Annotated in this window: 21 protein-coding genes; 18 read left to right on the forward strand and 3 right to left on the reverse strand. The window is 42.0% G+C overall.

All coding sequences use genetic code 11. The features are described from left to right. The first annotated feature begins 413 nt into the window (after nt 1–413). The 5 genes from rpoD (at nt 414) to QO187_RS00435 (ending at nt 5,356) form a co-directional block, all read left to right on the forward strand. Nucleotides 414–2,336 carry an RNA polymerase sigma factor RpoD gene (rpoD, locus tag QO187_RS00415; RefSeq protein ID WP_371546618.1) on the forward strand — a complete coding sequence of 641 codons (1,923 nt, stop codon included), beginning with the start codon at nt 414–416 and terminating at the stop codon, nt 2,334–2,336. Between the two features lie 352 nt (nt 2,337–2,688). Then, nucleotides 2,689–3,132: a MarR family winged helix-turn-helix transcriptional regulator gene (locus QO187_RS00420; RefSeq protein WP_134292144.1), complete on the forward strand. Its 444-nt coding sequence runs from the start codon at nt 2,689–2,691 to the stop codon at nt 3,130–3,132. A gap of 16 nt (nt 3,133–3,148) precedes the next feature. After that, entirely contained in the window at nt 3,149–3,943 is a 795-nt protein-coding gene (locus QO187_RS00425) for a siderophore-interacting protein (protein WP_134292143.1), read from the forward strand. 30 nt (nt 3,944–3,973) lie between these two features. Further along, a complete protein-coding gene (locus QO187_RS00430; RefSeq protein WP_205963279.1) occupies nt 3,974–4,504 on the forward strand; it encodes a DUF2798 domain-containing protein in 531 nt (176 codons plus the stop codon). A 543-nt stretch (nt 4,505–5,047) separates the two neighbouring features. Next, the gene (locus QO187_RS00435; RefSeq protein ID WP_101204781.1) at nt 5,048–5,356 is read left to right on the forward strand and encodes a helix-turn-helix transcriptional regulator; all 309 of its coding nucleotides are present in this window, start codon (nt 5,048–5,050) and stop codon (nt 5,354–5,356) included. A gap of 272 nt (nt 5,357–5,628) precedes the next feature. Here QO187_RS00435 and QO187_RS00440 read toward each other — a convergent pair whose 3' ends face one another. Continuing rightward, on the reverse strand, nt 5,629–7,128 hold the full coding sequence (locus tag QO187_RS00440) for a SulP family inorganic anion transporter (RefSeq protein ID WP_371546621.1): 1,500 nt from the start codon (nt 7,126–7,128) through the stop codon (nt 5,629–5,631). A gap of 694 nt (nt 7,129–7,822) precedes the next feature. Between QO187_RS00440 and QO187_RS00445 the strand changes: the two genes are divergently transcribed. From QO187_RS00445 to yfaE, 11 genes are all read left to right on the forward strand, one after another. Beyond that, the gene (locus QO187_RS00445) at nt 7,823–8,782 is read left to right on the forward strand and encodes a bestrophin family protein (RefSeq protein WP_101204779.1); all 960 of its coding nucleotides are present in this window, start codon (nt 7,823–7,825) and stop codon (nt 8,780–8,782) included. Nucleotides 8,783–9,323: 541 nt separating this feature from the next. After that, nucleotides 9,324–9,614 (forward strand): YbeD family protein, encoded by a 291-nt coding sequence (locus QO187_RS00450; protein WP_057762424.1) that lies wholly within the window; start codon nt 9,324–9,326, stop codon nt 9,612–9,614. Nucleotides 9,615–10,114: 500 nt separating this feature from the next. After that, entirely contained in the window at nt 10,115–12,391 is a 2,277-nt protein-coding gene (gene nrdA / locus QO187_RS00455) for a class 1a ribonucleoside-diphosphate reductase subunit alpha (protein ID WP_371546624.1), read from the forward strand. Nucleotides 12,392–12,546: 155 nt separating this feature from the next. Then, complete coding sequence (locus tag QO187_RS00460) at nt 12,547–13,947, forward strand: SIR2 family protein (protein WP_230709691.1); 1,401 nt, start codon at nt 12,547–12,549, stop codon at nt 13,945–13,947. Next, entirely contained in the window at nt 13,947–14,423 is a 477-nt protein-coding gene (locus tag QO187_RS00465) for a TIR domain-containing protein (protein ID WP_230709692.1), read from the forward strand. Before QO187_RS00460 ends, QO187_RS00465 begins: the two co-directional genes overlap by 1 nt. 35 nt (nt 14,424–14,458) lie before the next feature. Continuing rightward, nucleotides 14,459–15,238 (forward strand): toll/interleukin-1 receptor domain-containing protein, encoded by a 780-nt coding sequence (locus QO187_RS00470; RefSeq protein WP_230709694.1) that lies wholly within the window; start codon nt 14,459–14,461, stop codon nt 15,236–15,238. Between the two features lie 334 nt (nt 15,239–15,572). Further along, nucleotides 15,573–15,824, forward strand: a complete 252-nt coding sequence (locus QO187_RS00475) for a type II toxin-antitoxin system Phd/YefM family antitoxin (protein WP_075102948.1) — start codon at nt 15,573–15,575, stop codon at nt 15,822–15,824. Then, nucleotides 15,814–16,101, forward strand: coding sequence for a type II toxin-antitoxin system RelE/ParE family toxin (locus QO187_RS00480; RefSeq protein ID WP_071001399.1), 288 nt, complete (start codon nt 15,814–15,816; stop codon nt 16,099–16,101). The genes QO187_RS00475 and QO187_RS00480 overlap by 11 nt, the downstream gene beginning before the upstream one ends. 39 nt (nt 16,102–16,140) lie before the next feature. Beyond that, on the forward strand, nt 16,141–16,512 hold the full coding sequence (locus QO187_RS00485) for a hypothetical protein (protein ID WP_371546628.1): 372 nt from the start codon (nt 16,141–16,143) through the stop codon (nt 16,510–16,512). A 97-nt stretch (nt 16,513–16,609) separates the two neighbouring features. After that, on the forward strand, nt 16,610–17,743 hold the full coding sequence (gene nrdB, locus QO187_RS00490) for a class Ia ribonucleoside-diphosphate reductase subunit beta (RefSeq protein ID WP_371546631.1): 1,134 nt from the start codon (nt 16,610–16,612) through the stop codon (nt 17,741–17,743). A 156-nt stretch (nt 17,744–17,899) separates the two neighbouring features. Beyond that, nucleotides 17,900–18,169: a class I ribonucleotide reductase maintenance protein YfaE gene (gene yfaE / locus QO187_RS00495; protein WP_101205363.1), complete on the forward strand. Its 270-nt coding sequence runs from the start codon at nt 17,900–17,902 to the stop codon at nt 18,167–18,169. A gap of 170 nt (nt 18,170–18,339) precedes the next feature. Here yfaE and QO187_RS00500 read toward each other — a convergent pair whose 3' ends face one another. Further along, on the reverse strand, nt 18,340–19,665 hold the full coding sequence (locus QO187_RS00500; protein WP_101205364.1) for a S1C family serine protease: 1,326 nt from the start codon (nt 19,663–19,665) through the stop codon (nt 18,340–18,342). Nucleotides 19,666–20,045: 380 nt separating this feature from the next. On the opposite strand from QO187_RS00500, the gene QO187_RS00505 reads away from it, so the two are divergent. Further along, nucleotides 20,046–20,870: a Nif3-like dinuclear metal center hexameric protein gene (locus tag QO187_RS00505; RefSeq protein WP_101205365.1), complete on the forward strand. Its 825-nt coding sequence runs from the start codon at nt 20,046–20,048 to the stop codon at nt 20,868–20,870. A 1,080-nt stretch (nt 20,871–21,950) separates the two neighbouring features. Then, complete coding sequence (locus QO187_RS00510; RefSeq protein WP_101205366.1) at nt 21,951–23,159, forward strand: transglycosylase SLT domain-containing protein; 1,209 nt, start codon at nt 21,951–21,953, stop codon at nt 23,157–23,159. Between the two features lie 164 nt (nt 23,160–23,323). Here the strand turns inward: QO187_RS00510 and QO187_RS00515 are convergent, their stop codons facing one another. Then, entirely contained in the window at nt 23,324–26,317 is a 2,994-nt protein-coding gene (locus tag QO187_RS00515; RefSeq protein ID WP_101205367.1) for a LysM peptidoglycan-binding domain-containing protein, read from the reverse strand. Between the last annotated feature and the right edge of the window lie 161 nt (nt 26,318–26,478).

Here is a 26,478-nt window from a genome sequence, read left to right on the forward strand (position 1 = left end):
AAAATGGTCGGTAGCTATCACTAGCTCGTGCTTGACGACTGTGGTCTGTGTTAAACTGTGTCGCTGTATATTGACAGCACTGCTTAGTGAATGATTGTGAGCATGCATCGTTAAGCACAAATTTTAGGTATTATTTTTACGTATCCGCTTTTAGATACTATTTTTGAGTATTAAATTTTAAGTACTATATTTTTTTAGGTACTGTATTGAAGTCTTTTTAGCTTTTCTAATTTTTAGCTGTTTATCAGCATTGTTATTGTAGTGTTTTGAGCCTTTATTCATATCAACTCATTTTTGATATTATTGACAACCTCTACGCCATATTTTGATCAATCGATTGATAAGATCAACGCAAAGAGCGAGCGATAGCGAGTCACAATATAAAAATGTCCGATGCAAGTAAGCGAGTATTTATGAACGATAAGTCAGTTTCTAAGTCCACATCTCAACTGGCCACCTTAATCCAAATGGGCAAAGAGCAAGGGTATCTTACCTACGCTGAGGTGAATGACCAGCTGCCCGACTCTATTACCGAAAGCGATCAGATCGAAGACATTGTGCAAATGCTGACCGATGTCGGTATCAAAATCTTTGAATCAGCTCCTGATGCCGATGACATCTTGATGAACGATGATTCAAGTGATGATGATATGGCAGCAGATGAGGCAGCGGCAGTACTCGCCTCTGTTGAAACTGAGCCTGGTCGTACCACTGATCCTGTACGTATGTATATGCGTGAAATGGGTACGGTTGACCTACTAACTCGCGAAGGTGAGATTGCCATTGCTAAGCGTATCGAAGAAGGTATTCGTGATGTACAGCATGCCATGTCTTACTGGCCTGGTACCGTACAGTTTGTCCTTGACGAGTATCAAAAAGTCCAAGACGGCGAAAAAAAGCTATCTGACGTCATCACTGGTTTCTTAGACCCTGAGACCGAAGAAGACAAAATCGCAGCTCAAGAAGCAAAGGAAGCGGCGAAAGAAGAGCGTGAACGCATCAAAGAAGAAAAAGAAAACCCACCGGTTATCAAAGCTAAGGTCAATGCGAAAGCAGCCGCGCTTGATGAGGAAGACGAAGACGAAGACGACGTTGAAGAAGAAGCTGAAGAAGAAACCAGCGGCCTTGATCCAGAAGAGGTTCGTTTGCGTCTAGAAGAGATTGAGCATCTATTCATTAAAGCCAAGCAAGCATTGCTTGATTATGGCCGTGGTAGCGTACAGGCTGATACAGCATATGCCCTACTTGCTGAACGCTTTATGATGTTGAAGCTAAACAACCGCTTGTCAGATCAAGTCATGGCGATCATGCATGACGTCTATGACGACGTGCGTAAGCAAGAGCGTCAAATCATGCGTTTGGTGATTCGCCGTGGTCGTATGCCGCGTGAAGAGTTCCGTAAGACCTTCCCTAGCAATGAAACCAATGTTGATTGGTTGATTGAACGTATCAAAGGTAAGCCTGCATTTGCTGGTACGCTAGAAAAAGTCACTGATGACGTCATTTTACTTCAACGTCGTATCCGTGATTATGAGCAGCAGCTCGACATGAAAATCCACGATATGAAAGATGTGGCACGTCGTATGGCAGTTGGTGAAGCAAAAGCTCGCCGCGCGAAAAAAGAGATGGTTGAAGCTAACCTACGTTTAGTTATCTCTATCGCCAAAAAATATACCAACCGTGGCCTACAGTTCTTGGATCTTATCCAAGAAGGTAACATCGGTCTGATGAAAGCCGTTGATAAGTTTGAATATCGCCGTGGTTATAAGTTCTCGACCTATGCTACTTGGTGGATTCGTCAGGCGATTACTCGCTCTATCGCTGACCAAGCGCGCACCATCCGTATTCCTGTGCATATGATTGAGACCATCAACAAGATAAACCGTGTCTCACGTCAGTTGCTACAGGAAATGGGTCGCGAGCCAACGCCTGAGGAATTAGGCGAACGCTTAGAGATGGACGAAGTTAAAGTCCGTAAAGTGCTTAAGATTGCCAAAGAACCTATCTCTATGGAAACCCCAATCGGTGATGATGAAGATTCACACCTAGGTGATTTCATCGAAGATGGTACAATCTCAAGTCCTGTGGATGATGCAACGGCTGCTGGTCTACAAGAAGCGACGCGTGATGTACTGGGTAACCTGACTGAGCGTGAAGCACGTGTCTTAAAAATGCGTTTCGGTATCGATATGCCAACGGATCATACGCTAGAAGAAGTTGGTAAGCAGTTTGATGTGACGCGTGAACGTATTCGTCAGATCGAGGCAAAAGCATTGCGTAAATTGCGTCATCCATCACGCTCTGAACACTTGCGCTCTTTCCTTGAAAATGACTAAATTTTCAGAAAAATATTGAGCCTAGCTAATAGGCTTTTGATAATCGTTAAAAATAAAAAAGCTGAGTATATCTCAGCTTTTTTTATGCCTGCTTTTTAATTCTAGAACTTATTAATCACAGCATTTGTTAATTACAAAGCTTATTAATTACAAAGTCTTCTAGTTATAAATCTCTTTAGCCCAAGCGCTCCTTGTTCAATATACACCCCTATTTACTTTACCTTCTACTATCTTCTCTTATTCAAAATTATCCAAGTTTAGATAAACACACTCCTTCAAAAACCACTTTATAGTTGACACTATCAACCTTATTCTATATAGTTGCTTCTATCAACTATATTAAAGAGTTTTTATGTCTAACAATTCATTGAGCGAAACACTACATCAATTGATGCATACCTATACCAATCTACTGCTAGAAGGCATTCGTCAGCAAGGTGTCGAGTTGTCCGTGACTAATATCAGAACCTTAAAAGGTGTCTGCTATAACCCGAATAGCACTGCGCTATCTATCTCTAAACACATGCAGCGAGACAAAGCCCAAATCACCCGCGCCTTAAATGACCTATTGGCGGCTGAGCTAATATTAAAGACAGACAACCCGCTTGATGGTCGCAGCCAGTTACTACAGCTGACCCCTAAAGGCGAAGAGGTTATGACAAAGCTTGATGCAGCAGAAGAATGGACAAGACAGCAATTAACGAAAGATTTAAGCCTCGTAGAGCTTGCCTTATTTTTCCGTGTCAGTCGCACCATGATAGACAACGTTAGCACCAGCAAGACTATCGATAAATAAGTAAGGAAAGATCCATATGAATAACACAATAAATCAAAAACCAGTGCGTGAAATCATGACCGTTGCTCACAAGCAAATGATTACTTCGCACTACATTCGTATATACCTCACAGGCCAAGCAGATACTATTGCCAATATCGCGACCATGACAGTTGGCGCAAACAACAAAGTGCTTATTCCTGTCGATAAAGCTCAGCCAATTGACCTAAATGACAATACTACATTCGTTGTTCGCACTTATACTCATCGCGGCGCTGATGTAGCAAAACAACAGATCTGGATTGATTTTGTCGCTCATGGTGACGAGGCGCCCGCTTCAGGCTGGGCTACTCATGCTGAGGTTGGTGACGAGATTGGCATCTTAATGAAGCCTAAAACCAAAGCGCTTTGTCCCGATGCAGATAATTTTCTACTGATTGGCGATGCCACAGCGATACCAGTGCTCGGCTCAATACTAGAAACCTTGCCTGCCAGCGCGACTGGTCAATGCATCATCGAAGTACACGGTGCAGAAGATGAGCAAGAGTTGTCGACAGCGGCCAATATCACCATGACATGGTTACATAACCCAGATCCAACGCAAGGCAGTCAATTAATCGACACAGTAAAATCTCTCGATTTGCCAACTGCAGAGCAGAGCCGTTTTGCTTATATCGCTAGCGAATTCTCATCTGTCAAAGCCCTTCGTCATTACCTAAAGGTCGAGCAACAGTGGTCTAAGGATGAGCTATATGCCTTTTCTTATTGGAAAGCAGGTGTTGCAGAAGACCAATCTGTAAGCGATCGACAGGCAGAAAAAAACACCGACTAATTAAACGCTCTTTATGATAGGAAAATAACGATGGCTCCAAATGCTATGCCAGTAAATACCGAGACCCTGCTCATTGATGGTTCTAAAAGTGGTAGCGCTAAGAATGATGGCACTAAAAAAACACCGTTGCTCTACAAAGTGTTATTAATACTTGCCTTAATGACTGTCATAGGTGGTCTCTTAACAGGTGTGATGACCTATATGAATGTCGGATATTCCGATACATTTTTTATAGACTGGTCTAGAGCGCTACTTGCAGCGTATGCGATTATGCCGATTGGCTTCTTACTGATGGGTCTGGTCACAAAATTTATTAATCACAAGCTACCTAATACCAAAGCGTACAAACGCAATCTCATCACAGGTGTAGTGATGGCTTGCATAATGGAGTCTATGCTGGCCTTTAGTACTGCCTCAAAGACGATCGGTTTTGCTAATCAGACAGCATTTTTGAATGGCTGGTTAGAAGGATTTCTAGTTGCATTACCAGTAGGATTGACATTAATGGTCATTGTTTCTATGACTATTAAACCAAAAATTGAGGCATTTCTAAAAAGCTAAGATATCACAACTATGCTTATTAGGTTTTTCGGTACTCTACCGCGATGCTAACCAAATTAATAAAAAAGCTTAATAAAATTTAAGAACATAAAGCATCAAGGGCGTGTTGAATATTCAACACGCCCTTGTTATGTCAGAAGCTTTCTAATACTATTTTACTGCTAGTTTGGCAAAGAAATAACGTGTATTTAATAAGTCAGGCGTAACAACGTTTAGTGTTAAGTTCGATTTGAAACAGTCTTTTTTTGTCCATCATATATTGTTACTATTCGACAATATTCCGATGACTAGACAGTACAACTGTCATAATTAATTTAGTTTTGGCTGTATACTCTACTGTTATAGAAACGTATAGTCAGAATATAAACGCTAGTTATAAGCAGTATCCTACTAGTAGCCGTTTATTTGTATATGGTTGGCACATTGGCGGTAAATAGAATCTACACCGCTTTAGTGTTTATACTTATAATGAGTAAACTAAAAACCTAATGTTCCACTCTGACAGTTGTTGATTATTAACTAGGTATCGATATCACACATTTTATGAATACAGAAAACATAATATCTGCACTTAACAACCCCATGCGTCGCCAAATCATAAAGTGGTTGAAAGACAGATCAAACTTTCCAGCGTCATTACCAGAGCATGCTAATCTGGATGGTGTATGCGTCAGCTACATCCAAGAAAAAGCTGGATTGTCGCAATCAACCATTTCAAACTATATGGGTGTGTTAAAAAAAGCAGGATTGGTTACGTCCGAACGCCATGGACAATGGACGTTTTATCAGCGTCATGAAGCTAATATCGAAGCATTTCTCAATGAAGTTGAAAAAGAGCTGTTGAAGCTTTAAAAAATTCTCATAATCTATAGAGCTATTTTTCTTTGTTACAAAACATCTAGATATTTCAATATAACGATTAACTATCTCCATACCGCATCATCCAAACCTGTTACTTCTTCCCTTCTAGCTACCCCTTCCTTTCTGCCGTCCTATTAGCTTCTAAGATATTTATCCATAAAAGAATATAGTCTTCTAATCAGGTTTTAATCTGCACAAAAAAAGCCGAGATATACTCAGCTTTTTTGTATTTATCAATATGACACTATTGATACATAGCTAATTTAATGCGCACCTAAGCTTTGCTCAGCATCTGGTTTATCATGCACACCGAAATTATCTATCATCGCTTGGCTCGCCTCGTTCAAACCGATGAGCTTTACCTCCGTGCCTTCGCGGCGAAATTTAATGATGACTTTATCTATGGCGGCGACTGCTGTCACGTCCCAAAAATGCGCGCGCGATACATCAATAACTATTTTAGAGACAGATTCTTTAATATCAAAGGAGTCAATCATACGCTCTGCTGATGAAAAAAACACTTGTCCGTCAACTCGATAATAACGCGTTTGCGCTGCTTCATCCATGTGACTATGCACGCTCATATAGCGCTCAATCTTATTGGCAAAGAACAGTGCTGAGAGCAATACACCAATCAATACACCATAGGCCAAGTTATGCGTTGCGACCACCACAGCAACGGTCGTAATCATGACCACATTACTTTGCAGCGGCTTGGTTTTTAGCTCTTTAAATGAACCCCAGTTAAAAGTACCGATAGACACCATAATCATCACAGCGACCAATGCGGCCATTGGAATAATCTTTAGCCAATCGCTTAAGAACACTACCATCAATAATAAAAATACGCCTGCCACTAAAGTAGAAAGACGTGTATAGCCGCCTGATTTGACGTTGATGATCGACTGCCCAATCATCGCACAGCCTGCCATCCCGCCAAAAAAGCTACTAACCACATTGGCAATACCTTGGCCTTTACACTCTTGCGTACGGTCGCCTTTGGTATCGGTCAAATCATCTACGATAGTCATGGTCATCATAGACTCAAGTAAGCCCACTATCGCCAAACTGATAGAGTACGGGAAAATAATGATCAACGTATCTAAGTTCAACAGGATATCAGGTATCAAAAACATCGGCAGGGTATCAGGTAGCTGACCCATATCATTGATGGTTCGAGCCTCTGCACCTAATAAGATAGCTATAGCCGTGACCAGTACAATACTGACCAATGGCGATGGAATCACTTTACCGATCTTTGGAATATATGGATAGCCATAGATAATGACTAGACCTAGCGCCACAAGACCGTATACGTGTACTAGGTTTGAACCTGCCTGCGGCATCAGCTCAGGAACCTGTGACATAAAAATCAAAATAGCCAAGGCATTGATAAAGCCGAGCACTACGGATTGCGACACATATTTCATTAGATTACCTAGCTTTAAGAAGCCAAAGATAATCTGTATAACACCTGTCAGCACACTGGCTGCTAACAAATACTGCAATCCATAATCCTTGACCAGCGTCACCATTAGTAGCGCCATCGCACCAGTCGCCGCCGAAATCATCGCTGGACGACCACCGACAAACGCAATCACTACCGCGATACAAAACGAGGCATAAAGCCCTACTTGGGGATCGACACCGGCAATGATAGAAAACGCAATCGCTTCAGGGATAAGCGCCAAAGCGACGACCATGCCAGCCAAGACATCGCCTCTCACATTGGATAGCCAATGCTCTTTAATTGTATTTAACATATTTAACTCAGTTTTGGGGAACTGCTTTAGTCTGTCAATAAACGAGGTATCTAATCATTATTTAGAAAATATCTAATTGGAAAGTATCTAAAAAGTAGTTAAAAATCATCTCACATGAAAAGTCTGACACATCTTTATTTAGATCCTTTGCTATCTAGGCACATCTCTGTTTATACCCTTTGATATCCAGACACGTTGCCCATTGCCTATCAAATGATAAATATAAAAATGTGAACGAGCATAGTTATCGAGTTATCGTCATAACATATTTTTAGTGGGATAATTTTTATGATCCACTAGATATATCGAATAGTGATACAAACGTTAAAGCAGTGCGTGCGCACAAGAAAAAGCGTCAGACGCTTTATAAGAGTAATTGCTATAGGAAGCAATCATTACTGAGGAGGGGTACAGCTAGGGTGGCGTATTCATCTTTGTGGTGGCAGCTTTTATAGAGTTAAGAAGTGATATTTTGCATCATTTTAACATACATAAAGTAGATTAATAAAAACATCGCTCTTTTGGCGAGGATTTAACTCCTATAGCTATCTCAATTATCAAGCTTAAGTAATCACCTTACTCTTTAGTTTGAATAAATTTATAGCCTTTTGGGCTTTACAGAACTCATTTCTATATTAGAATCACACGTGACATTTAATAGTGTCTACATATACCCCATCGCTAGGAAACTGACATGATTGTCCGGCAAACACCCAATGCCCTTAAGATATTTTTCACTCTACGTGGATCAATCATTCCAAAAATTTATCCGCAAATTTTGCTGATTACTATTCTTAGTACGCTCATCACGATTATTCAGCACTGGATGCCTGACTCGTTTCCTTATTATGGTATGGCAACGTTTACCTTGCTCGGGATTGCCTTATCGTTGTTTCTTGGGTTTCGAAACAATGCCAGTTATCAGCGTTGGTGGGAAGCGCGCGGACTGTGGGGTCAGCTGGTATATGACTCTCGTAGCTTAACGCGCCAAGTGCTGTCTTTTATAGATGATGACGATGCGAATGCCATAGATGATGGCGAGGATGACAATGCGACTGCACACGATACTCAGCGAACGATGGTATATCTGACCATTTCTTTTGCCCATGCTGTGCGCCACCGATTGCGTGGTACGCCACCTTGGGCGGATATCGAGCCTCTTGTTGCAGCGATACACCATGACCGTATGCGCCAAGCGAAAAACGTACCTGATTATATAATGCGCCTAATGGGTAAACAGCTTGGCGATATTCGGCGTCAAGGACTGGTATCGGAACAAGTCATACAAAATATGGATGAACGCCTGACCTCTATGACAATTGTACTGGCAGCGTGCGAGCGCATTCATAACACACCACTGCCCTTTGCTTACATGCTGCTGGTACATCGCACGACCTATTTATATTGCATTATGTTGCCCTTCGGTTTGGTGGCATCACTCGGTTGGGCAACCCCGTTGGTTTGTGCGGTGATTGCTTATACTTTTTTTGGTCTGGATGCGCTTAGTGAAGAGTTAGAAGAGCCTTTTGGTTTGGCCGCTAACCAGTTACCTTTGACTGCCTTGTCACGCACTATCGAGATTAATCTAAGAGAAGCATTGGGAGAGACGGATATTCCGCCTGATATCACTCCTATCAATGGCTATTTGCAATAGCTTTTATAATAGTTTTAATAAAAGCCATTTAGCTTACTACTTCAAGATGAAACGGACTAAATACAGACTTCACTTGAATAATCACCTATAGACCACTATAAACAGTGCATATATTCTCTGCCTAATATAGCCATTCCACTATAAAAGTATGACAGCGTTAACCTCGCTTGAAGTATCACAGTTACATCTACACTCGGTTGCCTTGTACTACTTTTAAATTGAATCGACTATAGCTTGACTGATTTAAGTGCCACTTACGACCATACTGAGCCTGTCTCAGATTTTTGCGTTATGCTTTTGGCATGATTTGAGCAGATGTCTAACTAATTGAATGCATATAGCAGCGATTTTCGAATGACTTAATGTTAGTTACTTACTTATTTACTACTAATGACTGATTAACTTTTTCCTATTTACCTATATAAGCGAGGCTCATATCATGAGTGATGATTCAAAAGACAACAACGACAACAGCACAAATAACCCAACCAGCAATCAGCCGTCAGTTAAAGTCACTGACCTGACGCCAAATAAAGGCGCATTGGTAGGCAAAAAGACTGATATTCAAAACCCAGAGCTTTGGGAGTTCCCGATGAACTACCCACTGAGCATCATCGGTCATGAAGGCGAGCGTGAGAGTTTGCTTAATGAAGTGAAGCTAATTTTGGGTAGCCAATTCCCTGATTTTGATTTGGCGTCTATCGAAGTTAAGCCGTCTAAAACGGGTCGTTTTCACTCAGCACGGGTTAATTTGTACCTAACCGCTGCTGAGCAAGTGAATGCGCTTTATGCCTCACTTGATAATGCAAAAACGGTTCGTATTGTTTTATAAGTCGCATAAAAAACTTTCACGCCTTTTTAGTCCAAATCGTCACTCGCTAGTAATAAGTTATGGGTGGCGATTTTTTGTGGTTTAATGTACAATCTGCGCCCGCATTATTGCCGCCATGACTCCCATTATCAGTCGACAATAACCGAGAGAATGAAAAGTAAATCTCACGATATTTTTACAAAAATTTATTATTGACCGCATTTGCGTCTAACCCTTATCCCATCGTCCTTTGCCAAAATTTGGACTGCCTACAACCTTGTAGCAACATAGTTTTATTCTAAAATCAATATAGTATTTTCAAAATTTTCCCGCTATATTGTGCCTACCAATTAACAAAAACGCTATATGTAGTACTCAGTGATTTTAACCGTCACTACGAGTAGTGGTAGCTTTTTGCCCAAAAAAACAGCTACCACACCCCCGTATAATAGCGTTATAAAGAATGTCTGCCGCTGCTTTGGCGCGCAGCATCACAATAAGCAATCAAAATAGAGGCCAGCATGACACATATTGACAAAATCCAAGTAACCAAACGTGATGGACGTTTAGAGCCTATTGATTTAGACAAAATTCACAAGGTAATCGCGTGGGCGGCTGATGGTTTAGAAAATGTGTCAGTATCGCAAGTTGAGCTAAAATCGCACATCCAGTTTTATGAAGGTATCAAGACTCGTGATATCCACGAAACCATCATCAAGTCTGCCGCCGACCTAATTTCTGAAACCACGCCTGATTATCAATATCTAGCAGCGCGTTTGGCTATTTTCCATTTACGTAAGATTGCTTATAACAAATTCACCCCGCCGCACCTATATGACCATGTCAAAACTTTGACTGATGCTGGCAAATACGATCAACATATCCTAGCTGACTATAGCCGTGCTGAATTTGACGAGCTAGAAGAGTATCTGGATCACTGGCGCGATATGAACCTTGCTTATGCCGCTGTTGAGCAAATGGCTGGTAAGTACTTGGTACAAGATCGTGTGAGCAAAACTGTTTATGAGAGCCCGCAGTTCTTATACATGCTCGTCGGTATGTGTCTGTTTAGCCAATACGACAAGTCAGACCGTCTTGATTTCGTCAAACGCTTCTATGATGCAACCTCAGAGTTCAAAATCTCACTACCGACGCCTATCATGTCAGGTGTGCGTACGCCATCACGCCAGTTTAGCTCGTGCGTCTTGATCGAGTGCGGCGATAGCCTAGACTCTATCAACGCGACCACTAGCGCCATCGTACGCTATGTATCACAGCGTGCTGGTATCGGCATCAACGCGGGTCGTATCCGTGCCCTTGGTAGTCCTATCCGTGGCGGCGAAGCACAGCATACTGGCTGTATCCCATTCTACAAACTGTTCCAAACGGCTGTGAAATGCTGCTCACAAGGCGGCGTCCGTGGCGGTGCTGCGACTCTATTTTATCCACTATGGCATTTAGAAGTTGAGTCATTACTGGTACTCAAAAACAACCGCGGTGTCGAAGACAACCGTGTCCGTCATATGGACTACGGCGTACAGTTAAACAAAACGATGTACACGCGCCTCATCAAAGGTCAAGACATCTCGCTATTCTCACCAGGTGACACGCCAGGCCTATATGATGCGTTCTTTGAAGATCAAGACAAATTCGAAGAGCTATACACCAAGTACGAAAACGATCCTAACGTACGTAGCCGTCAAATCCCAGCCGCTGATTTGTTCAGCCTAATGATGCAAGAGCGCGCCAGCACGGGTCGTATCTATATCCAAAACGTCGATCATTGCAACACCCATAGCCCATTTGATGCGACGGTTGCCCCGATTCGCCAGTCAAACCTATGTATGGAAATCGCGCTACCGACCAAGCCACTGGATAACATCAATGACGAAGAAGGCGAAATCGCTCTTTGTACGCTATCAGCGGTCAACTTGGGTAAAGTCGAAAACGTCAGCGACATCGAAGAGCCAGCCGAGCTAATCGTCCGTGCGCTTGATGCCCTGCTCGACTATCAAGACTATCCAGTAAAAGCCGCTCAAAACGGCAGCATGCGTCGCCGTACGCTAGGTGTGGGCGTAATCAACTATGCTTATTACTTAGCTAAGAATGGTGCACGCTACTCTGACGACAGCGCGCTTGGTCTGACCCATCAGACTTTTGAAGCGTTGCAGTTCTACCTCTTGAAAGCGTCGAACAAATTGGCAAAAGAGCAAGGCGCGTGCCCTGCGTTCAATGAGACCACCTACTCACAAGGTATCTTGCCGATTGACACGTACAAAGCCGACTTAGACAAAATCTGCCAAGAGCCACTACATCTCGATTGGGAAACGCTACGTGGCGAGATCACAGCGCACGGTCTACGCAACTCTACCCTAACCGCCTTGATGCCGTCTGAAACCTCAAGCCAGATCGCCAACGCGACCAACGGTATCGAGCCACCACGTGGTCTGGTCTCTATCAAAGCGTCAAAAGACGGCATCTTAAAGCAAGTTGTGCCTGAGATTGCTACCCTAAAAGATCAGTACGAGCTACTATGGCAAATGCCAAACAATGACGGTTACCTAAAGCTGGTCGCTATCATGCAAAAATTCGTCGATCAAAGTATCTCTGCCAATACCAACTACGACCCAGTTCGTTACGCAGGTGGCCGTGTACCGATGAAGATATTGCTAAAAGACTTGCTAAACGCTTATAAGATGGGTGTGAAGACGTTGTACTACCATAACACTCGTGATGGTGCGAACGATGCCCAAGCGGATATGGAAGATGATTGTGCTGGCGGGGCGTGTAAGATTTAAGGTGAGAACCGTTAAAAAATTGCATGTCAATTTTAGGTTCGCAAGAGAAATTCTTTAAATAGAATTTCTGAGGATGGCGGGTTTGGCTTTTGGGTTAAGTCCGCTGTTACTAATTCAATTTTCACCTCACGTACTACAAAAGGATTTGAAAGGTCATGATTAAAAAACAAACTTTAGTTAAAAAATTAGTAGAAGAAATAGAAAATAACAACCTAGCTATTTTTGCAGGTGCTGGATTATCTGTTGGTGCTGGATTTGTTGACTGGAGAAACTTACTAAGAGATTTAGCAGATGAAATTGGCTTAGACGTCGATAAAGAATACGATTTAATTTCTTTAGCTCAGTATCATACTAACGAAAAAGGAGGTAACCGTTCTGAAATTAACAAACTTATCCTTAACGAGTTCTCTCATAATAAAAACATCACAGAGAATCATAAAATACTTGCTAGATTACCGATAGATACTTATTGGACAACTAATTATGATTCATTAATTGAAAAATCATTAAAAGAATCTGGAAAAATAGTAGATATAAAACACAACGTAAATCAACTACCTATTTCTATAAGAAATAGAGATGCTGTACTCTATAAAATGCATGGTGATTATACAGATTCAACCAATGCAGTTTTAATAAAAGATGACTATGAAAAGTATCATCTAAATAGAGGGGAGTTCTTCACAGCCCTTAGAGGCGATTTAATTACTAAGAGATTTCTATTTTTAGGATTAAGCTTTTCTGATCCAAATATTGATTATATCTTAAGCCGTATTCGATCATCTTATAATGAAAACCAACCACAACATTACTGTATTTTAAAGAATACTAATAAACTAAAAGATGAGCAACAAGCAGATTTTGATTATAGAAAACGAAAACAAGAGTTGTTTATTGGAGACCTAAAACGTGTAGGAATACAAACTGTACTAGTAGATGATTATCAAGAGATTACTGAAATACTATTAGAAGTCGATAAATCGCAAAAACGAAAAACCATTTTTATTTCTGGCGCTGCCGAAGATTATGCTCCTTACTCTCAAAAAGAAGTAGAAAGTTTCGTTTCTTCTCTCACGCAGGAAATCCTTAAACTTGGCTATAGAGTTGTAACTGGTTTTGGACTTGGTATTGGTAGCTCTGTAATCTCTGGTGCAGTGAAGCATTTATTAGAGAATCGTTTAAAAATAAATGAAGATCATCTAATCCTTCGACCCTTTCCTCAAAATGAAGAAGGGAAGCAGTTATGGACACTATATCGAAAAGACATGATCAGTTATGCTGGTATTTCAATATTCCTTTTTGGTAATAAAATTGACTCTGAAGGTAAAGTGATAGATTCAAATGGTATGCAGGAAGAGTTTGATATTTCGAAAACCAATGGCAATACTTTGCTTCCAGTCGGGGGAACAGGTTTCATGTCGAGAAATCTATGGGAAAATGTGTCAGATAACAAAGATAATCATCAAACAATAGATATAAATAGTCTTGCACCTTCAATCACTGATCTAGAGACTATTAAAAACAATATTCTGACTATTTTAAAAGGAATAAAATAATGACTAGAAAAGTTTTTTATAGTTTCCATTATAAAACCGATGTCACAAGAGTACAAATGGTTAGGAATATTGGCGTACTTGACAAAAACCCTCTTGTTGCTCCTAATAAGTGGGAAGAATTAAAAAGAAAAGGTGATAAAGCTGTCAAAGACTGGATTGATAGTAATCTCAAAGGTAAGAGCTGTCTAATTGTTTTGATAGGTGAGGATACAGCAAATAGTAAGTGGGTAGATTATGAAATTCGACAAGCGTGGGATAGTGGTAAAGCTGTTGTTGGAATATACATTCATAACTTAAAAGACTTGAATGGTAATAGAGCTAATAAAGGACAAAGTCCTTTCGATAATATTGATCTTAAGAATGGAAATAAACTTTCAAGTTATATTACTTGCCATAGCCCTTCATTTACTAATACATATCAAGATATTGCCAATAATTTGGAGGACTGGATTGAAGAGGCTATTACTTCAAGATAATTAATTTTTTCTATAACAACTATGAGAGAAATACTATGTATAGAAGTATAGAAGTCACAGACTTTCATCTTTTTAATCCACCTGAAAATATTAATGATTTTGATGTAACGTTATATAAATCTCGAAAAAAAGAAGCTTTAAATGATTTAAAGGATTATTTACTAATTGATGGTAGTAGTTTAGATGGTAGTGAAATACAAAAATATTTATTCCCTGATGATGACGTTGATATATTTTTATCTCACTCGCATAGCGATGCTGATAAAGCTATAAGACTAGCAATTGCTTTGGAAAGGAAAGGTTTGAAAGTTTTCATTGATTCATGTATTTGGGGCAATGCGTTTGATTTATTAAAAGTTATAGATGACCAGTATTGTCGTAATTTCGACGATAGTATGTATGATTATAATAAGAGAAATCATTCAACATCTCATGCATATATGATGCTGAATACCGCTTTACATAAAATGATAGATAGATGTGAGATTTTCCTATTCTTAGGTACACCGAACTCTATATCAGTAAAAAATGGTATTGAAAATCAAGAATCGTTAAAATCACCATGGATTTTTTCGGAGCTTGCTTTTATACAACATGTTCGTAGAAAGAGTTCGTTAAAATCTACATCTCTAACAGAAAGTTTAGAAAGCAGAGAAAAAATGGCAATGGACTCGCTAGAAGTTCATTACGATAAACCTAGACTAGATTATAAAATTGAAAGTTATGTGTTGGAAAATCTATTAGCAGGATACTACTCCGGAAGTAAACTGGCATTGCAACATTTATATAATCACTTAAGTAGCAGATTTAATTAGAAAGACCATCAATACTATAACGAGGTCGTTTAGCCGCGACTATAGCGTATCCTGCTGACGACTATGGCTCTCAGAAAATCATAGATTTTCTCTTGCGTCGGGGCAAAGCAGTGCTTTGCTTTTTCCCTCCTCAAGTCTGTGGCTGAATGCAGTATCGAGACAACAGGAATGCGGTCAGACACGATAGACTGCACGCTAGCGGCTAGGCAGATACAAGCGGTAGGCGGGATTGGCTACCGCAAATATTTAAATTTAATACAATAACAAATAAGACCTAATTTTCATGCTAAAATTAGCCCTATATTTAGAGCGTAATTTTAATGGAGAATGAGTCATGCAACCGATATTTGCGACACAAACAGCCAGTATCTCAGAGCTAAAAAACAATCCTTCTGCCTTGATCAAACAATCAGATGGTGAGTCAATTGCTATTTTAAACCACAACAAACCCGTGGCTTACTTGGTCTCATCAGACGTGTTTGAGCGCATGATGGAAGCGATGGATGATATGGCACTCAGCCAAACCGTAAACGCACGGATGAATGATGGGCAAACACCGATAAAGGTCACGTTAGATGACTTATAGTCTTGAGTTTCACCCGTTAGCGTTAAAAGAATGGAAAAAGATAGCGCCAAGTATCCAGCAGCAATTTAAGAAAAAATTACAGCAGCGACTATCCAACCCTCATGTGCCTGCGTCAAAACTCTCTGGACATACAGATACTTATAAAATTAAATTACGCACCATAGGGTATCGTTTGGTATATACCGTCAAAGATGACGTGGTGGTAGTTTATGTATTGGCAGTCGGTAAAAGAGAAAACAACAAGGTATACGACAGTCTGGCGACGCGTCAACCCTAACGAAAACACGTAAGCAGCAATAAAAATAACGGAGGTCATGTGCACTATACCGCAATCATCAAAGACGGTGGTTTGTTTATCCCAAACGTATTTTCAGACCTAAACGATGGTGGCTCGCATATCGTACAAGTCGAGGTTGATATTGCAGAGGTGCGTCAGCAGTTAGGTGTGGATGAAGCACCAAAGGCAGCCGTCGCCAAAAAAAGCGTGGCAAAATCAGCCAAAAAACCAGTAACGAGAGCGGCTAAAAAGGACTTAAAAATAGCAGCAGAAGCGTCTGATGTAAGTACCCTACGCAAAAGCGCACTTGATGAATTAGAGGCACTCGATGATAGTGAGCTGAGCGAGATATTCAAAGCCTATATGAACGATGGGCAAGAGTCGTCACAGATATCACTAGAGAACCTCTAAGCTAAAACGCTATAATCCAAAAACGTGTCATAACATCAAATCAAAACCAGTCAAACCCCTATAAATTAATAACCGTATCAATTATAAAGGCAGTCCCATGACTTACTCGATTTTTTCTCAAACGCCAAACAATGCGCTAAAAGAGCCGATGTTCTTTGGTCAGCCCGTCAACGTGGCGCGCTATGACCAACAAAAACACCCGATCTTTGAGCAATTGATAGAAAAGCAGCTATCGTTCTTTTGGCGTCCAGAAGAAGTCGATGTATCAAAAGACCGTATCGACTTTAGTAATCTGTCCTCGCATGAGCAGCACATATTTTTGAGCAATCTTAAGTACCAGACCCTACTCGACTCTATCCAAGGTCGTAGTCCAAACGTGGTGCTACTGCCGCTGGTGTCTATCCCTGAGCTTGAGACGTGGATTGAGACATGGTCGTTCTCTGAGACCATTCACTCACGCAGCTATACGCATATCATTCGTAATATCGTCAATGACCCAAATATTATCTTTGATGACATTATGCAAAACGAGCACATCTTAGGCCGTGCCTCTGATATCGCCCAGTATTATGATGAGCTGTATCGCAACTCACAGCTATATAGCCTGTACGGTCCAGGTACGCATAATATCAATGGTGAGGAAGTGACCGTTGATTTGCGATCGCTGAAAAAGCAAATGTATCTATGCATCATGGCGGTCAACGTCCTAGAAGCGATTCGTTTCTATGTGTCTTTTGCTTGCTCGTTTGCCTTTGCTGAGCGTAAATTGATGGAAGGTAATGCCAAAATCATCAAGCTCATCGCTCGTGACGAAGCGCTGCATTTGACGGGTACGCAGCATATGCTAAATCTCATGCGCAACGGTCGTGACGATCCTGAGATGGTCGAGATTGCCGCAGAATGCTATGAGGAAAGCATTGAGATTTTCCGCAAGGCTGCTGAGCAAGAAAAAGAATGGGCAGGCTATCTATTCAAAGATGGCTCGATGATTGGTCTAAACAAAGACATCCTTTGCCAATATATCGAATACATCACCAACTTGCGTATGGAAACGGTCGGCTTGCCAGCGGCGTTCCCGAATTCAAAATCAAACCCAATCCCGTGGATCAACACGTGGTTGTCGTCTGACAATGTGCAAGTAGCACCGCAAGAGACTGAGATTAGCTCGTACTTGGTTGGTCAGATTGACTCTGACTTATCAGACAGTGATTTTGATGACTTTGAATTGTAAGAGCTTTGCGTTATAAGAATCTACATTATAAGAGCTTTGAGCTATAAAGGTTTGAGCGGTAGAAATTTGAAGTTATAAAATTTCTATCGCTGTAATCGTCTTATGGGTTAATAGTAGGGATAGCAGTAGCACAGACATATCCCAATAGGATTAACGATGACTTGGGTAATGACCAGTAAAAAGCAGTTCTATCTACATGATGACGAGAGTCTGCTAGATGGACTGCTACGCACCGGACACGAGGTAAACTATCAATGCCGCGAGGGCTACTGTGGTAGTTGCCGAGTCAAACGTATTGCTAGCTCGCATACGGTCGATTATCCATTTGACCCACTGGCGATGATTGAAGAAGATGAGATCCTGCCCTGCTGTTGCCGTGTGCAAGGTGTCATCTATATCAATCATGACCCTATTGAGAAGTTATAGCAGGGTTAGGTATAGATAAAGCTAGCCTTTAAAATTTAGAAAAATCAGCTCCAACAAAAAGCGCGCTCCTTTAGATAAGGAACGCGCTTTTTTATGCTATTAGCTACATCAGTGTGCTGTCCCATAAACACGTTATGAGCCAGCACATAGTGGTAAGAAGAACCTACGACTTACTGCGTTGCGGTATCTTGCTCAAACAGTTTCATCAGCTCTTCGCGCATACGATCACGCTCTGCCTTTGACATCATCGGCGTTTCTTCATCACCTTGGATGCTTGGCTCTCCCATGCCGCCCATACTCTCATTTTGCAGTACGACAGGACGCTCAAGTGGTTCTTGTGCTGGACGCTCTTCTAGGGTGATTTTTACTTGGGCGTTTTTACCTTGACGCAATATTTGCGCATCTAGCTCAGTGTTTGGTGGCTTACGGGCAACATACTGAATCAACGTATTGGCATCTGTCATCTCGACATCATCGATGGTTAGGACGATATCACCGACACGTAGACCACTTTTCGCCGCTGGACTGTTATCAATGACGTTTAGTACTTCTACACCTGTTGACGTCTCTAATTGCGTTGGATCACGTAGCTGTGACTGGATCTCGATACCTAGCCAGCCACGACTTACACGGCCGTCTTTAATCAAAGCATTCATCACTTGCTCAACCAGTGCCGTCGGAATGGCAAAGCCAATACCCATCGAACCACCAGAGCGCGAGAATATAACGGTATTGATACCGACCAACTCACCACGAGCATCGACCAACGCACCGCCTGAGTTACCCGGATTGATAGCGGCATCAGTCTGGATAAAGTCTTCGAATTTATTGACACCCAGTCCAGTACGTCCAGTCGCTGAAATAATCCCCTGCGTCACTGTCTGACCCACACCAAATGGGTTACCAATCGCTAGAGCCAAATCACCCACACGAATCGGATCTTCACGGAAGCCAAGTGGCGTCAATCCAGTCATATCGACTTTAATCACAGCTAGGTCACTATCAGGATCTGTACCGATGATTCTGGCACGGCTCTTACGACCATCATTGAACGCGACTGTGATCTCATCGGCCTTTTCGATTACGTGGGCATTGGTCACGATATAGCCATCTTCTGATACGATCACACCAGAGCCTAAATTGGTATTGCCCTGCTCTTGTGATGGGCCACCATGATACTCAAAAAACCGGCGCAGTACGGGATCATCCATATAAGGATGCTCGGTCATCGTTTGCGTCGTATAGATATTGACTACAGACTGCGACGCACGCGCCACTGCATTATGATAAGAAGAGATAGGCGCTGGCGTGTCCGACACTGGCTCTGCTGCTTGCTGCTCCGCAGGCGGGGTTCTCGGCGGCTCCCATGTGGCCTCTGACGTCGACTTCATACTCGTGAACAACCAGATAAACGCTGCCAACACTAGCAGCAATAAGACCCAAGGTAACCATTTTAATAAAGACGCCTTGTTATTGGTGTTCCGGGATGACGACATATAAAACCTCTATAAATTTATTGCAAACAGACAGTGAAAAACGATGTGAGATAATGGCGACCGCTTAGCTAGTGTTGACCCATTCATCAGATGGTCAAATGCTATACAGCTAGGCAGACTCACGTATATAAATTATAACCGCAATACCAGTAAATAGTAACGTATCGTGTACCATTTCAGTTATCCAGCTTGTCTGCTTGCTTACAACGGCATGTTAAAATAGCTTTTACGATGCTCGACACTTCAACATTTCGAGAATTGAACATAAAGCGAGAAGTCCAAAACCAAACACTCTCAAACATGACAGATAATACATAATTTTTGCTTAGTTAATCTACAGCACCTTACGACATACATTTTATTGATGACAGGAAAACATAATGACTGCAAATCATACGACAGCTGAATCCAATACTCAAAGCATTAGCGCTCAGGCATTGACACAGTTCTGTGACGACTACTTATCTACTAGTGCGTTTAAAGACTACGCACCAAACGGTCTACAAGTAGATGGCGGACGACCAATTCAGCGTATCGTCACTGGTGTCACGGCTTGTGAAGCCCTAATTGATGCTGCGATCGCTGACAATGCCGATGCAATTATGGTGCATCATGGATACTTCTGGAAAGGCGAACCTGCACCGCTTACTGGGATGAAAGGTCGACGCGTGCGCAAGCTGATGCAACACGGTATCTCTATGATTGGCTATCATCTACCGCTTGACTCACACCCAATCTCTGGCAACAACGCAAAACTTGCTGACGTACTCGGCATGACGATTACTGGTGCGCTCTATCCTACCGAGTCCCATCCTGTGGGCAATATCGCTACTTGCACACCGCAAAGTACTGACGATCTCATTGCCACCATTACTCAAGCTTTAGGCCGCGCGCCATTACATATTTCAGCTGAGTATCATGCAGACTCTCCTACTCAGAAAAATGGTAGGCTGATCGAACGTGTGGGTATATGTACGGGCGGTGCGCAGGATATGATTGAGCAAGCGGCTAGCATGGGCTGTGATGCATTTATCTCTGGTGAGATATCTGAGCGTACCACACATAGCGCGCGTGAGCTTGGGATTGACTATTTTGCTTGTGGTCATCATGCGACAGAATGTGGCGGTATTCAAGCATTAGGAGAGATAGTCGCTCAAAAATTTGGTCTGCCAGTTACCTTTATCGATATCAAAAACCCAGCATAAACTAGCCACTTAAAAAGCCATTTTAAACGGTTGTCATTGATAGAGAAAAACTTATAAAGGAAATGATAATTTAAAAGCCAAACTAGACTTGCTAATGCTATAGTCACACCATAAGCATAAAGTCTAGTTTGACTACTATTTAAACTTTGTTATTCTATTTTTGATTATTATGTACCAAATATCTGGAAAATTAACCGTTTATATCTCAATTGTTAAGTTTTATCGCTTTTTTCTTAACTCCACTTGAATAATGCAATTAGTAACCGCATATTACTACCCGTAAGAAAGAACGTTTTGTCATGAAACTTCCCATTATTACAGCTTCCGGTTATGGCACTAAAATAATGTTGGTAGTTGTTTAAAACTTTATCATGCTATATCAGCGATAAGATTTTAAACCGCTACCCATCGAAATACTATGTTTGCACTATGTATGTTAGCAGCATGGTATTTTTTTATTTTTGGTGTCGCGATGACGGTATGACATAGTCAGTTTGATAGACAGCTATAAACTATCAATTCTGGTTATTTTACTTACCCTCATTGCTGGACAAACAACTTTAGTAGCCAGCTATCCTATTACTAGTAACTTAATATTAGTGATTCAAAGTATAGCCAGCCATCAAAGTTAGCATAGTTAAAACAGTTGAATGTATTTGCCTCATTGGCAAAACCTTACATCAATGTTTCAAGCTATGTCTTTGTCTCAATAACTTAATCATGACCTTACCTATGTTTGATATATAGTTGTTTGGCCACTAGCCATATTTAGTTATCGATGAAGGAATCATCTGATTTATATCCTTCGCGTCGTTGTGCGTTCAGTATTTTAAACCAGTACTTATGAACACTGTTTAGAACGCTTTTATGACATATCGATAGCTGGCTGACGACAAACTATCCCACTAACTCTTAGAGAGAGTACGCTAGTGGCGCTATAGTCAAACAAGATAGAGTGGCATTTGTTCTATTAAAAATGCCACTCTATTTAAGATACGATATCGATATATGTCAATATTATGCACATATATTTATACGTGTTTTTGCGGTAAGAAGGATGGCTAAAATCAGGAGACATCCATGCAGCGTATTACTTATCGTGTAAAAGTATCTGCGCAAGGGGCCAAACGCCGTATTTCTTATTTACTGCGTCCATCTAAACGCCTACTGAACACCAAAAGTAACATCGTTTCATCCGTTACCCCTATTGCGTCTAATCATTTTGCCAGAACCAAGAAGCTGGCACAAATCTCTAGCATCGCTCTACTCTCGTTGCCCGCTGAGAGTTTGACGACCATGAACACATCGGTACCAGCCTATGACAATGTCATGCTGGAAAATACCTTGACCATTGCTGCGGTGCCTGGCGATAGCACTTACTTTGCTACTGATGGCTTCCAACATGGTTTTGGGTTTGATCTGGTGCGCACTTATGCCGACGAGCTCGGTGTCGATATCAATCTAAAAGCCTATGCCAGTGAAGAAGCGGCACTAAAAGCACTAAGAACAGGCAATGCTGACATGGCGTTGACTACGGCTAGCACCAAGCTAAAAAGCCAGTTGAACCTATCGTCTATCAATGTCAGCTGTGGTTATGATTCTAGTCTGACTAAGAACGGTCTACACCCTAAAGTAAGTTGGACGTTTAGCTCATCCAATGATCCACTATCAAGAAAGGCCAGTTACTTTTTGTGCGATAGCATCAAGCTAAAAAACACACAAAAACTTGCTGCGTTCTACAATCAAAACTTGCTTAAAGATGCCTATAGTCAGGATCATTTCCAGAGAACGTTGACGGAAAAGTTACCGGACTATCAATCTTCGTTTGAAGAGCAAGCACGCAATTATAATCACGATTGGGAATTGCTGGTCGCGATGGGTTATCAAGAGTCGCATCTTGATGCCAACGCTGTGTCGCCGACTGGTGTACGCGGATTAATGATGCTGACCAATAACACTGCAAAAGCGATGGGCGTCTCAGACCGTGTCGATCCGTACCAAAGCATTGGTGGCGGTGCACGCTATCTAGAGCAAGTGAAAGCGGACTTCTCTGATGTGCCAAAAACTGACCGTATCTGGTTTGCCCTTGCAGGTTATAACATGGGTCCCAATGCGGTAAAAAGAATCCAACGTGAACTACGAGCTCAGGGTATCGATGATAAGAGCTGGGCGAACGTCTATGCTTATTTAGCAGATAATAGAGCGTCGAATAGCCGTTATGGTCAAGCTATGCATTATGTCAGTAATATCAGAAGCTATCTTGAGACTATTAAAACTCAGACTGTCTAATTTTTAGATATTACTAGGCGGTTTGTAAGCTAACTTCTAACAGTAAGTCATTTTTATTGAATAAAAAAAGCTGCTCTTATAGAGAGCAGCTTTTTTGTGCGATACGATTCATAGTTAATATTAATGACGTCTTATGTAAACGGTATCCATTAATATTTTATTCATTAACGATTAGGTACAGTCAGACGCTGACCACGCTGCAACATCGTATCAGCGGCGATATTGTTCATATCAGCCAGCTCTTGTGTTGAGACACCATATTTGCGTGCTAGACCAATCAAGCTATCACCCGAGCCAACCGTATAGCTTACTGTCGCTTTTGGTACTTTAAGCGTTTGGCCGCGTTGTAGCTGAGCATTGGTCGCTAAATCATTGGTCGCCGCCAAGTCCTCTACCGATATACCAAACTGACGTGCTAGAGCAATTAGGCCATCGCCAGATTTTACTTTGTAGCTTTCAGTATTACCTAATTTCGTACCACTGCTTGCTGAGCTACTACTGTTACTATTAGCAGAGCTGCTGCTTTGACTGCTGCTACTAGATGCACTAGCCACACTGCCGCTCGCAGGAATAGTGATAGTACGGCCCAGTATCAGATTCGAATTGGTATTTAAGTTATTTGCTGATGCCAAATCACTTAAGCCAATATTGTAACGTTTAGCGACACCCGTTAAGGTATCACCTGATTTTACTTTATAGCTGACCGCTTTATCATTCAATTGACGGTCGACCAATTCTTTAGTAGCAGGAACTTTAATCGTTTGACCACGTTGCAGGCGAGCTTTCGCATCAAAATTGCTATTTACTGCAGCCAGCTCCGTTGCACTCACTCCGATGCTATTCGCAATACCAATCAGCGTATCACCTGATTTTACTTTGTAATTGGTGGTCGCGACCGAGCTTGAGCTGTTACTACTGCTAGTACTTGTCGTACTTGCAACATCGAAATCAACACTGGCTGGCACTTTAAGTGTCTGACCAACATATAGCGAACTTGTGCTGTTGATGCCGTTGAGGCTGGCTAAAGTATCTGTCGACACATTGAATTGACGTGCCAATGCAATTAATCCGTCCCCTGCTTTTACTTTATAATTCTTGGTCGCAGTGCTTGATTTACTCGGCTTGGTAGAAGGAGCGGCAGGTGTTGTCGCAGGTGCAGTCACTTTACCCGGTATGAGCCATAATTTTTGACCTCTGAGCAAATCAGCACGGCTGCTCAGATTATTGTAGCTGGCTAGCTGAGTGACCGATAAGCCAAAACGATTGGCCGTACCGATAAGCGTATCACCGCCTTGTACGACGTAACTGTCAGGCTGACTAGCGGCGGCGTTATTAGCAGTGCTTAATGGCTCAATATTCTTGGCATTATATAGATATAACGTACTGCCAGAGAGCAGATTGGCACTAGCATCTATCTGGTTCCATTCTGCGATATCACGCCAGCTAACCCCTGCTCGACTCGCAATGTTCGAGAGCGTATCGCCACGTTTTACCGTATAAGTGGTACGTGCGCCTTGTGGTTTTGGCTTACTTACCGAGGTTTTGGCAAAGCTAAGTTTTTTCTCTGCACCACTCGCTTCTAAGATAGACTGCTGTGTCTGTACGGCTGATAGATTAATATTGCCGTCAGCATTGATGACATTGGTCTCAGAAGTGTTTCTACGGATTTGATTAGCAATAAAATCACGCTCTTCTTTGCTAAGCGGTGGCTCTTGGACAATCGTATTATTCTGAGTAATCTGAGCTGAGGTGGTCGGTAAGCTGTTACTGCTCTTAAGCTCAGCATTGATCTTGTTAGTCTCTGCGGTGGTCAGTGGTGGCTCAGTGCGAGCTGAGGAATTACCACTGTATACCGAGCTGCTAGTCGGTGTCGCAGACGGTGAGATATAGCTGGTGGTCTGCTGAGGTACACTTGCACTAGCGGCATAATCAGCCAATGCGCTACCAGTAGACGGCAGTGATGAGGCAGTATATGGTTTGTTATTGTAGCTTGGCGTAGTCGCTGTCGTGCTTGAGCTACCTGCGTTGCTTGATGCAAGCACATTACCTGTACCATTACCTCTGAGCCCACTTAATTTGGCATCGGCATTGAGACTGACGTCATTTGGAATAATGACACGCTGCGGACCTGAAGAGTCAACGCGGCCTGATGTCAGTGCAGTATTTAGACGCTCTAGCTCATCATAGCTAACGCCAGTTAACTGCGACACTTCCGCCAAGCTCACACCATAGTTAACAGGTACACTGCGGAAATGCTGACGGTTAGCGATAGCTGGTAGATACACACCATACTGCTCAGGTTTAGCGACGATTTCGGCTACGGCTAAGAAACGCGGCACATAGTTCATCGTTTCAGTCGGTAGTTGAAGTGACCAATAGTCTGTTGGCAGTCCGCGCGCTGCGTTGGCATCGATTGCTTTCTGTACACGGCCAGGGCCAGCGTTATAAGCAGCCAATGCTAGCTCCCAACTACCGAACTGGTTGTGCAGTGCTGTCAAAAAGTCATAGGCAGCACGTGTCGATTCAATAACATCACGGCGACCATCATAAGTACTGCTTTGGTTCAAGCCATAAATACGGCCCGTACTTGGAATAAACTGCCATAAGCCCGCGGCTGCCGCACTACTCGTACCACTTGGATCGTAAGAGCTCTCGATAACTGGTAACAAGGCAAGCTCTGTTGGGATATTGCGACGCTCTGCCTCTCGTACCGTATGATAGATATAACGACTGGCACGTGCAGTTAGGCGATTGAGATAATCCTGTCTACTGGTAAACCAGCTTTTTTGACCTTCAATACGCTGATTATAGATTGGCTTACCACCATTCATGCGATAGCCTGCACGTAAACGATTCCACAAATCACCATATTGCTGAATAGCAAGCTGGTTACCTTCTACCATGGTCATGTCAGTGGCTTCTAACAAGTCAGCCAACTCATCCAAACTCTCTGCATCTAAAAACGCAGTTGAGTAGTCTGCACTACCTGTATTAGCCCCTTGACTGGCAGGACTTTTGGTAATGACAGATGAGCTATTGGTCGCACCTTTGTTTTTTACCGCTGATGTATTGCTACACGCACTAATCAGTAAAGTGGATACCGCAAGCGTCAATGGCAACGCAATAAATGAGCGAGAGTGTGATAGCACAGTAGACATGATATTGGAGGTTTCCTAACGACAGAAATTAATAAGATAAAGTTGATGGATAGTATAGTATGCAATGTAAAGCAAAGACTAGCCTAATATAAAAGATAATAATAGACGCTCAAGTAGCCTATAAAACTAAGTAATGACTATTGTTAGCCAGCTAAGACTTT

The organism is Psychrobacter sp. Arc9 (assembly GCF_041431295.1).
Classification (GTDB): domain Bacteria; phylum Pseudomonadota; class Gammaproteobacteria; order Pseudomonadales; family Moraxellaceae; genus Psychrobacter.

Excerpts from the sequence above, each read along its gene's own strand:
- rpoD (WP_371546618.1), top strand. The coding sequence starts at position 414 with ATGAACGATAAGTCAGTTTCTAAGTCCACATCTCAACTGGCCACCTTA.
- QO187_RS00420 (WP_134292144.1), top strand. The coding sequence starts at position 2,689 with ATGTCTAACAATTCATTGAGCGAAACACTACATCAATTGATGCATACC.
- QO187_RS00425 (WP_134292143.1), top strand. The coding sequence starts at position 3,149 with ATGAATAACACAATAAATCAAAAACCAGTGCGTGAAATCATGACCGTT.
- QO187_RS00430 (WP_205963279.1), top strand. The coding sequence starts at position 3,974 with ATGGCTCCAAATGCTATGCCAGTAAATACCGAGACCCTGCTCATTGAT.
- QO187_RS00435 (WP_101204781.1), top strand. The coding sequence starts at position 5,048 with ATGAATACAGAAAACATAATATCTGCACTTAACAACCCCATGCGTCGC.
- QO187_RS00440 (WP_371546621.1), bottom strand. The coding sequence starts at position 7,128 with ATGTTAAATACAATTAAAGAGCATTGGCTATCCAATGTGAGAGGCGAT.
- QO187_RS00445 (WP_101204779.1), top strand. The coding sequence starts at position 7,823 with ATGATTGTCCGGCAAACACCCAATGCCCTTAAGATATTTTTCACTCTA.
- nrdA (WP_371546624.1), top strand. The coding sequence starts at position 10,115 with ATGACACATATTGACAAAATCCAAGTAACCAAACGTGATGGACGTTTA.
- QO187_RS00460 (WP_230709691.1), top strand. The coding sequence starts at position 12,547 with ATGATTAAAAAACAAACTTTAGTTAAAAAATTAGTAGAAGAAATAGAA.
- QO187_RS00465 (WP_230709692.1), top strand. The coding sequence starts at position 13,947 with ATGACTAGAAAAGTTTTTTATAGTTTCCATTATAAAACCGATGTCACA.
- QO187_RS00470 (WP_230709694.1), top strand. The coding sequence starts at position 14,459 with ATGTATAGAAGTATAGAAGTCACAGACTTTCATCTTTTTAATCCACCT.
- QO187_RS00475 (WP_075102948.1), top strand. The coding sequence starts at position 15,573 with ATGCAACCGATATTTGCGACACAAACAGCCAGTATCTCAGAGCTAAAA.
- QO187_RS00480 (WP_071001399.1), top strand. The coding sequence starts at position 15,814 with ATGACTTATAGTCTTGAGTTTCACCCGTTAGCGTTAAAAGAATGGAAA.
- nrdB (WP_371546631.1), top strand. The coding sequence starts at position 16,610 with ATGACTTACTCGATTTTTTCTCAAACGCCAAACAATGCGCTAAAAGAG.
- yfaE (WP_101205363.1), top strand. The coding sequence starts at position 17,900 with ATGACTTGGGTAATGACCAGTAAAAAGCAGTTCTATCTACATGATGAC.
- QO187_RS00500 (WP_101205364.1), bottom strand. The coding sequence starts at position 19,665 with ATGTCGTCATCCCGGAACACCAATAACAAGGCGTCTTTATTAAAATGG.
- QO187_RS00505 (WP_101205365.1), top strand. The coding sequence starts at position 20,046 with ATGACTGCAAATCATACGACAGCTGAATCCAATACTCAAAGCATTAGC.
- QO187_RS00510 (WP_101205366.1), top strand. The coding sequence starts at position 21,951 with ATGCAGCGTATTACTTATCGTGTAAAAGTATCTGCGCAAGGGGCCAAA.
- QO187_RS00515 (WP_101205367.1), bottom strand. The coding sequence starts at position 26,317 with ATGTCTACTGTGCTATCACACTCTCGCTCATTTATTGCGTTGCCATTG.